Source organism: Corynebacterium sp. (assembly GCF_030535495.1).
Lineage (GTDB): Bacteria > Actinomycetota > Actinomycetes > Mycobacteriales > Mycobacteriaceae > Corynebacterium.
This window is the reverse complement of record NZ_JAUNRW010000113.1, coordinates 1-6,340: the sequence shown is the minus strand read 5'-3', so window position 1 is coordinate 6,340 and position 6,340 is coordinate 1. Positions and strand designations below refer to the sequence as shown.

4 protein-coding genes are annotated in these 6,340 nt (G+C 70.2%); all 4 read left to right on the top strand.

Annotated features, from left to right (window positions below; translation table 11 throughout):
* Positions 1 to 585 (top strand): polyphosphate kinase 2 (locus tag Q4F73_RS10820; RefSeq protein ID WP_303359357.1); only part of this gene is annotated, 585 nt, incomplete at its 5' end.
* Positions 586 to 665: 80 nt separating this feature from the next.
* Complete coding sequence (locus tag Q4F73_RS10815) at positions 666 to 3,278, top strand: carboxylate--amine ligase/circularly permuted type 2 ATP-grasp protein (protein ID WP_303359356.1); 2,613 nt, start codon at positions 666 to 668, stop codon at positions 3,276 to 3,278.
* Entirely contained in the window at positions 3,278 to 5,227 is a 1,950-nt protein-coding gene (locus Q4F73_RS10810) for a S9 family peptidase (RefSeq protein WP_303359355.1), read from the top strand. The genes Q4F73_RS10815 and Q4F73_RS10810 overlap by 1 nt, the downstream gene beginning before the upstream one ends.
* Positions 5,217 to 6,340 (top strand): amidohydrolase (locus tag Q4F73_RS10805; RefSeq protein ID WP_303359354.1); only part of this gene is annotated, 1,124 nt, incomplete at its 3' end. The genes Q4F73_RS10810 and Q4F73_RS10805, both read left to right, overlap by 11 nt.

Sequence of the window (6,340 nt, the reverse complement as noted above, 5' to 3'; positions counted from 1 at the left end):
CTCAACCCCCGTGGTGCCCGCACCGTCGCCCTGGAGAAGCCCTCCCCGCGTGAGTCCACCTCGTGGTACTTCCAGCGCTACATCTCGCACTTCCCGGCCGCCGGTGAGATCGTCTTCTTCGACCGCTCCTGGTACAACCGTTCCGGCGTTGAGCGCGTCATGGGCTTCTGTACGGAGTCTCAGCACGCCGAGTTCCTCCGCGAGGTGCCCATGCTGGAGAACATGCTCCTGGGTTCGGGTATCTCCCTGACGAAGTTCTGGTTCTCCGTCACCCGCAAGGAGCAGCGCACCCGCTTCGCCATCCGGCAGGTGGATCCCGTGCGTCAGTGGAAGCTGTCCCCGATGGACCTGGCCTCCCTGGACAAGTGGGACGACTACACCCGCGCCAAGGAGGAGCAGTTCCGCTACACGGACACCGACGAGTCGCCTTGGATCACCATCAAGTCCAACGACAAGAAGCGTGCGCGTATCAACGCCATGCGCTACATCCTGTCCAAGTTCGAGTACACGAACAAGGACCATGAGGTGGTGGGCACGCCGGATCCGCTCATCGTGCTGCGCGGCCGCGACCAGATCGGCGACTAGTCTCGCGATAATTCTGTCGTTGTACAGATTTTTTCGCCGGTCCGGCACCTGGGCATTCATCACTGCCGTACGATGAGTTCATGACAACCCTTAGCGTGCCGAAACTAGGGGTCGAAGAAGAATTTCACCTCGTCGACCTCGCCACCCGAAGCCTGGCCTCCCGCGCCCCCGACCTGCTCCAGCGGCTGCCGGGTACGGCGTTCGTCGAAGAGCTGCAGAGTTGCGTCGTCGAGCTCAACAGCGGTGTGACCGCCGACCTCGGGGAGCTCCGCGAGGAATTGAGCAGACAACGCCGCCTGGTCGCCGACCATGCCAAGGAGATCGGCCTGGGTGTCGTCGCGGCGGGTACGGTGCCGCTGGCCTCCCCGGCGAACCTGTGGGTGACGGACAACCCCCGGTACCGCACCATGGCCGCCGATTATGCCGTGCTGGCCCGTGAGCAGCTGATCTGCGGTGTGCAGTTCCACGTGGACATGCCCAACCGTGATGAGGCGATCCAGGTGGCGCGTCGGATCGCGCCGTACTTGCCGATCCTGCTGGCGCTGTCGGCGTCCTCGCCCTTCGCGGCGGACGGGTCGGACACGGGATACGCGTCCTCGCGCACGCTGGTGTGGAGCCGGTGGCCGGCGACGGGGCCGCGGCCGCCGGCGAACACCGCGGAGGAATATGACCGCCTGCTGGAGCAGATGATCTCCTCGGGCTGCATCTCGGACCCGGGGATGGCGTACTTCGACGTCCGCCCGTCGGCCCGGGTGGACACGCTGGAGCTGCGGGTGTGCGACGCCTGCCCGTCGCTCGACGTCGTGGAGCTCATCGCCGGCCTGTACCGCGCGCTGGTCATGCGGGCGCAGGAGGACATCGCCGCCGGGGTGGAGGCCCCCGACATCCCCGATTCGGTCATCGTGGCGGCCAGGTGGCGCGCGGCGAGGTTCGGTATGGAGGGCGAGCTGGCGGATCTGCGCGACTTCACGTCGCGGCCGGCGCATGACGTTGTGCGGGATCTGGTGGAGGAGGTCGCCCCGCAGCTCGAGCGGGCCGGTGACCTCGAGTCCGTCCGGGAGCTCACCGGTCGGGTGCTCCACCGTGGTTCCTCGGCATCACGGCAGCGCCGCGTGCTCAACAGGCGGGCGCGCCTCATCGACGTCGTCGATGAGCTCATCGCCATCACCTCCGGTGAGCGGGAGAACTCCTTTGATGAGGCGTGGTCGGACGACGGCGGCCCCCGCGACTACCAGCTGGTCTCGCTTGCCGACGGCGCCTTCGCCCACGACGAGGCCGTCGACGCCGATGGCGCCCCACGATCGGAGATGGAGGAGGTCCTCGAGTCGATCACGACACTGGGTCCGGCGGAACTGCGGCGTCGACAAGCACAGATGCAGCGCGAGGAGGAGATCGAGGGCGTGACCTTCCGCGTCACGGGCGAAGCCGCGCCGCGGCCCTTCCCGATCGACGTGGTCCCGCGCCTCATCGGGCCGGAGGACTGGTCGATGCTCTCGCGCGGGCTGGAGCAGCGCGCGGTGGCGCTCAACCTCTTCCTCGACGACCTGTACACCCGCCAGCTGTGCCTGCGTGACGGCGTGGTCACCCCGGAGATGATCGACCGCTCCTCGGGCTATCGCCGGTACGGGCGGGCGGCGCGCCACCGGGTGCGGGCCAACATCATCGGATCGGACGTGATCAAACAGGACAACGACGGCTGGATGGTGCTCGAGGACAATGCCCGCGTGCCCTCGGGCACGGCCTTCGCCATGGCCGCCCGCCGGTTGACCTCGACGTTCCTGCCGGAGATCACCCCGCCGGGGACACTGCTCGACCCGGGTGAGGTCGGCGCCATGTTCCGTGAGACCCTCGTCGCCGCGGCGCCGACGTCCACACACCCGGGCACGTGGGCCCCGGTCGATCCCGAGGACGTCGAGCTGGCGCTGGTGACCACCGGCCGGGCGGACTCTGCCTGGCACGAGCATTCCGAACTCGCCCGGATGGTGGGGATGGCCCTGGTCACGCCGGAGGAGCTGGTCGTGGACAACGACGTGCTCTACCGCATCGCGGACGGCTCGCCCAAGCGTATCGACGTCCTCTACGCCCGCATCGACGAGGACATGCTGATGTCGTCCAAGGGGGCGGATGGTGCCCCGCTCGGGCCGGGCCTGACGACGGCCCAGGCCCTCGGCGCCCTCACCGTCGCCAACGCGATGGGCAACGGCGTGGCCGATGACAAGGCCGTGTACTCGAAGGTGCCGGACCTCATCCGCTACTACCTCTCGGAGGAACCGCTCATCGCCCAGGTGCCGACGTACCTGTGTGCCGACCGCGACCAGCGGGACTACGTGCTGGAGAACATCGGCAACCTCGTGGTCAAGCCGATCGACGGCTTCGGCGGCGCCGGCGTGACCATCGGGCCCGAGTGCACCGAGGCGGAGCTGTCGGCGCGGGCAGACGAACTGACCACCCACCCGGAGCGCTACATCGGCCAGCCGATCATCGGTCTGTCCACCCACCCCACCTTCGACGGCGCCGGCTTCGGTCCGCGGCACGTCGACCTGCGGGTGTTCGTCCACGCGCACGAGGAGAACGGCTCCGTCATCGCGCGGACCGCCCCCAGCCCGTTGACCAGGGTCGCACCGGAGGGAAGCATGATCGTGAACTCGTCCCGGGGCGGAGGTGCCAAGGACACGTGGGTGCTGCGGGACTGATGCACGAACGCGGGTACCGCACCACCCACGGCGCCACCGTCGCGCCGGACGGCTCCTCGGTCGCCTACCTCGTCGATGACGGCGCCGGCCCGTACGCGGTCCAGCGATTCCTCACCGACTGGCGGGCCGGTGAGGTCCGCCGGGTGCGGCTGCCCGTCGAGGGCCCGGTGCACAAGATCCGGTACAGCGAGCACGGCAGCGTGCTGGCGCTGGAGGTGGCCCCGGGGAACGGCCCGCGCTCCGAGGTGTGGCTGGTCACCAGCGACCCCGCGGACCCGTCCGCGCGCCGCATGTCCGACTCCTCGGACCTGACGGTGAAGCTGGTCGGATTCGCCGGTGGTTACCTGCTGCTCACCGCGCGCGTGCCCGGCGGCATCGACGAATCCCGCATCGTGAATCCACGCTCGGGCCGCTATGTCGTGGTGGACGGTCTGCCCGAGCACGAGCTGATGGACGCCCTCGACGACCGGGTGCTCATCCGCGCCGGGCAGCGCGGCCGCCGGGGGCTGCTGTTGCGGCGGATGTCTGCCGAACGAGGGCAGGAAGGAATTTGCCTGTCGGAGAAGCTCGTGGCCCCGTGGTCCGAGGACGCCGATTCCTGGCCTGGGCGGTTAATCCGGGATGAGTGGACCATGGCCACCGGCGGCGCCCGGGTCCTGCTGCGCAGCGAGGCCGGTTCCGGTGCCGCCCGGCTGGTGGAATCCGACCTGCACCCCGACGGCACCTGGTCGGTCCGCGAAGTCGCGGCCGTGTCCGGTGCCGAGCTCGACCATGTTGAGTTGTCCGAGGACGCCGGTTGCGCGGTCCTGCTGTTCAACTGCGCCGGGTTCACCGAGGTCCGGCCCTACGACGTCGCCCGCCGGCAGCTGGGTGCCCCCATCGACCTGGGAGCGGTGGTGGCCACCGAGCCGTCGCTGGACTTCACGGGCCGTCGCGTGGCGCTGACCATCCAGGGGCCGGGCCTGCCCGCGACGGTGGTGCTCCATGACCGGGAGACCGGGGAAACCGTCCACCTTGATCGGGAGCGTGTTGCGGGAACAGTCGACACCTCCCTCGCTCCACGCCGCCGGTGGACGCGGACGAGGGACGGACTCGAGGTCGAGTCACTGGTCTACGATCCGCTGCCGGCCTCCGGCGCGTCGGACGCGCCCCCGCCGACGATCCTGTGGTTCCACGGCGGGCCGGAGTGGCAGTCCCGCCCCGTCCACGACCCCATGGTCGAGGGCCTGCGGCGGGCCGGCTTCCGCGTGGTACTGCCCAACGTCCGCGGGTCGACCGGCTACGGTCGGGCCTTCGCGCGTGCCGACGACGTCGAGTTGCGGGGCAGGTCGATCGACGACGCCCTCGACGTCGCCGAGGACCTCGTCGCCTCCGGGACCGCGGAACGTGCCACCCTCTTCTGCTCCGGGCGTTCCTACGGCGGATACCTGACCAACTGCCTCATGGCCATGCACCCCGGCGCTTTCGCAGCCGGCGTGGCCGTGTGCGGCATGAGTGACCTGCGGGCGTTCTACGTGGAGACGGAACCGTGGATCGCCACCGCGGCGTACTCCAAGTACGGCCACCCCGTCGACGACGCCGAGATCCTGGCCCGCTGGTCACCGCTGCGCCTGGCAGGAGAGGTGACGGCGCCGCTGCTGGCCATCCACGGTGCCCGCGACGGTAACGTGGTACCCGCCGAATCACGGCGGATGGTCCGCGCGGTGCGTGCGGCGGGCGGCTGTGCAGCCATGATGGAGTTCCCCGATGAGGGCCACGAGATCCTGCGGTCCCACAACATCGAGCGGATGATTGAAGGCATGGCTGCGTGGTTCGGCGACGTTGTGGCCGGCCGTCGCCCGGACCTGACATCGCGCGGACTGGACTGCGTCGTCGACGTCGGGGAGCCGGAGCTGGAGTCGGCCCGGCGCGTGACCATCAAGGAACGGGAGGAGACACATGCTCGATGACGGTTTCGGGCGGCGCCTGACGGCGTGGCGCCGCGACATCCACGCCCATCCCGAGTTGTCGTATCGGGAGGAGCGGACAACGGGGGTCGTGTTCTCGCATCTCGAATCGCTCGGCCTGGCCCCGCGCAGGTTGCCCGGTACCGGTGTCATCTGCGACGTCGGGGCGCCGTCCGCCGGGGGCGGGCGCATCGCGCTGCGCGCGGACCTGGACGCGCTGGCTCTCCACGAGGGCACGGGTCTGGACTTCGCCTCCGTCACCGACGGGGTCATGCACGCCTGCGGGCACGACGCGCACACGGCCATGCTCATGGGTGCGGCCGAGATCCTCGCCGCCGCCGACCGCGAGGGGCGCTGCCCGCCGGCGCGGCTGGTGTTCCAGGCCGCGGAGGAGACGGTGCCCGGTGGGGCGCTGGACGCGATCGACGGTGGCGCGCTCGAGGGGGTCGAGCGCATCTTCGCGCTGCACGTCGACCCGTCTCTGCCGGTCGGGGAAGTGGGGGTCGTCGACGGGCCGATCACCTCCTCCAACGCGATGGTCACCGTGAACCTGCGCGGCGACGGCGGACACACCTCCCGCCCGCACCGCACCGCTGACCTGGGGTTTGCCCTCGGGCACGTGCTGACGACGCTGCCCGCCGTGCTCGATAGGCGCCTCGACCCGACCTCGGGAACGGTCCTGACATGGGGACTCATCGAAGCAGGGGAGGCACCCAACTCCATCCCGTCCACGGGTAGTGCCCGCGGGACTCTGCGCAGTGCCGACGTGAAGGTGTGGGCGCTGGCCGAGGACCTCGTGCGCGAATCCCTCGGGAACATCCTCGCGCCGTGGCAGGTCGAGTGGGGCCTCGACTACGTGCAGGGCGTGCCGCCGGTGGTCAACGACCCCGAGAGCACCGCCGCGCTGGTCGCCGCCGCCGAGGGGGTCGCCCACGTGGTGCCCACGCACCAGTCGTCCGGTGGCGAGGATTTCGCCTGGTACCAGCGCACCGTCCCCGGGGCACTGGCCCGTCTGGGGGTCGCCGGTCCCGGAGCGGCCGGCGGCGGGACCTCTGACCTGCACCGGCCCACCTTCGACCTCGACGAGGCGGCGCTGCCCATCGGCGCCCGCGTGCT